The 2,428-nt window shown below is 46.5% G+C and carries 2 protein-coding genes; one reads left to right on the top strand and one right to left on the bottom strand.

The annotated features are described in order from the left end of the window. A partial coding sequence (locus Q0294_RS01615; RefSeq protein ID WP_299460168.1) for a DUF1549 domain-containing protein occupies positions 1-597 on the bottom strand: 597 nt, incomplete at its 3' end. A gap of 875 nt (positions 598-1,472) precedes the next feature. On the opposite strand from Q0294_RS01615, the gene Q0294_RS01610 reads away from it, so the two are divergent. Next, positions 1,473-2,428 (top strand): helix-turn-helix domain-containing protein (locus tag Q0294_RS01610; protein WP_299460165.1); only part of this gene is annotated, 956 nt, incomplete at its 3' end.

Here is a 2,428-nt window from a genome sequence, read left to right as displayed (position 1 = left end):
GTGGTCGTGGCATTCAGCACATTTGATGCTGATACCCATGAAAATGCGGGCCGTCTGGGAGGCTAGTTCTGTCGATTTATTTTCGCACGCCAGGACAAAATTGTTCGGACCAAAATTCTGTCCATAATCGTTACGGGCCCCCTTGTTACGCTCGGGTGTCGCGGAAATCAGCATCACGGTAATGTAATCCCAGGGAGCACCTTTGCGGAATTGTTCTGCCAGCCAGTCTTCCAGTGCCAGCGGACTGATGCTATTTTTGTTGGCTTCGCTGTCATAAAAAATGACCGAGGTCCAATAGCGGGCCCATTTGCGCGCGTATGCTTCCGTCTCCAGCAATTCATCGATTAATTCGGCTCGTTTGTTTGAGTCTTTATCTGCTATGAACGCATTGATTTTTTCCGGAGCGGGCAGATTGCCCGTTAAATCCAGATAAACGCGGCGTATAAACGTCTCGTCGTCAATTGTCTTCGCCAGGACCTGGGAACTCTCTCCCAATTCCTGCTCGAATGCCTTATCCAGATCGGCGGAACTGAAGCTGACTCTGCTGCCGATTCTGCGTGTGGGCATTGACTGTCTGATCTGCCCCAGAAGCTGCATCTTTTGTTCCTGGGTTTTCAGAGGCGGGAGATTCAATGCGGGAAGGGGAGTTTTCTTCTGCGCATTTTTTTTCGGGGCTGCATCCAGAGTTGTTAAAAGAAGAAATAGACAAATCAGTGTGCTGAAAATGATCCCTGAACTGGAACCGGTATAAAGAAATCGACCACGCTGCAGCATAATCTAACCCGCTTCCGAATGAGAAACCCGGATCTTTGATGTCTGAAAGGATTGGAACGAAGCAAGCAGCTTCGCAGATTTGTCACGAAAAGGGTCTGTGTTGAGCACACTGTTTTTAGCAGAGAATTCAATCCCTTTCATATTATGTTATCCGTCTCGGACCAAAGGTAAAGAGCGATTGGTCAATTCAGAACAGGTGCATTCAGATATGGATGCCTCTGAAATGCCTGTTTGAGAATCAATCATTGAGTGGTTTTCATTCCAGCGAACCGGCGATGGGGCAAATGTTTGTCTGGATTAAAGAAAAGTGTTTGCATGAACAATATGATTAAGTGTATAGTTTGCGTTTGAATTGTGAGCTGTTTCACAATTTTTATTTTCCAGAGTGAGGGGTTTTGGTCGAATCGCCACGTGTTTCAGGGGTTTAATAGAACAGGTTCACTTTAGAAATGAATTTTATTCAGCAGTTGTAAAGTATTGTATATAAATGGATTAAAGTGATTTTTGTTGTGCGGTTTATGCATCAGAATCGGTATTTAACTGTCTACAAAGAAGATTTGCCAAATATTATTTACGTGTGAACTTTTTCTTCTCAAATTCGTCTAATAGTACGTAGTAAGGGGCAGAACCTGGGAACACGGCACGTGAAGGACACGTGGTTTTTAGGGAGAGTCAAAAATTTGAGGGTGGGGGGAGTCATGATCAATTCAAAATATAACAATCCGGCAATTAAGCAGTTGGCTGAGCAACAGGTGAAATATGCACCGCGTGAAGTCAAGCTGCAGCAGATCCGCCGTTCAGAAGAATTCCTGGCCAATATTGAAGAGGATCAGGATTACGCGTACCCGGAAATCTGTAAGCAGATTACGACGTATCGTTCGGAGATTTATCCAGACCTGGTGATCCCGGGGAAAGATGTCTTTCATGATTTGCGGTGTTTTATTGAGGACCTTTCCGACAGCGCTGAAATAGACGTGGAGGATGCGCAGGAAGAGGTTTTAACGGTTCAGGATCTCAGTCAAAAGTTCAATATCTCCACGAAGACTGTTGACCGCTGGAGGGACAAGGGTTTGATCAGCCGTCGTTTCCGGTTTAACGGACGAAAGCGAGTTGGCTTCCTGAAGTCGTCGGTGGACCGTTTTCTACAGAAGAATCGAGGTCATATCATGCGTAGTATGAATTTCAGTCAGTTGAGTGATGAGGACCGAGAAGAAATTCTCCGCCGCGCACGTCGTCTGGCTCGTTATGGTGGCTGTCCTGCTGAAATCAGCCGCCGCATCGCGCGGCATATGAACCGCTCGCCCGAGACCATTCGCTACACTTTGAAAAATTTTGATCGGGAGAACCCTGAATTGGCTATATTTCCGAACGCACCAGAAAAAATTACGGATCAGCAGAAACGCGATATTTATAACAATTTTCGGCGGGGTATTGCCGTTGAAAAGCTGGCGCGCCGTTACTGCAGAACGAAGGCCAGTATTTACCGGATCATTTCAGAAGCCCGGGCAGCACGACTGCATGCCCAGACGATCGACTACATGCACAGCGCTGAATTTGAGTTGGCAAATGCGGAAAAATTGATTCTGGGGCCACCTCCGGAAATCGATAAAAGTAACGAAAAGGTGCGGACACCACCCGGATTGCCCCCTTATCT

This window comes from uncultured Gimesia sp., assembly GCF_937919775.1.
In the GTDB taxonomy this organism is placed as follows: Bacteria; Planctomycetota; Planctomycetia; order Planctomycetales; family Planctomycetaceae; genus Gimesia.
Note: the sequence above shows the minus strand (reverse complement) of the source record. Positions and strands in the feature narration are given on the sequence as shown.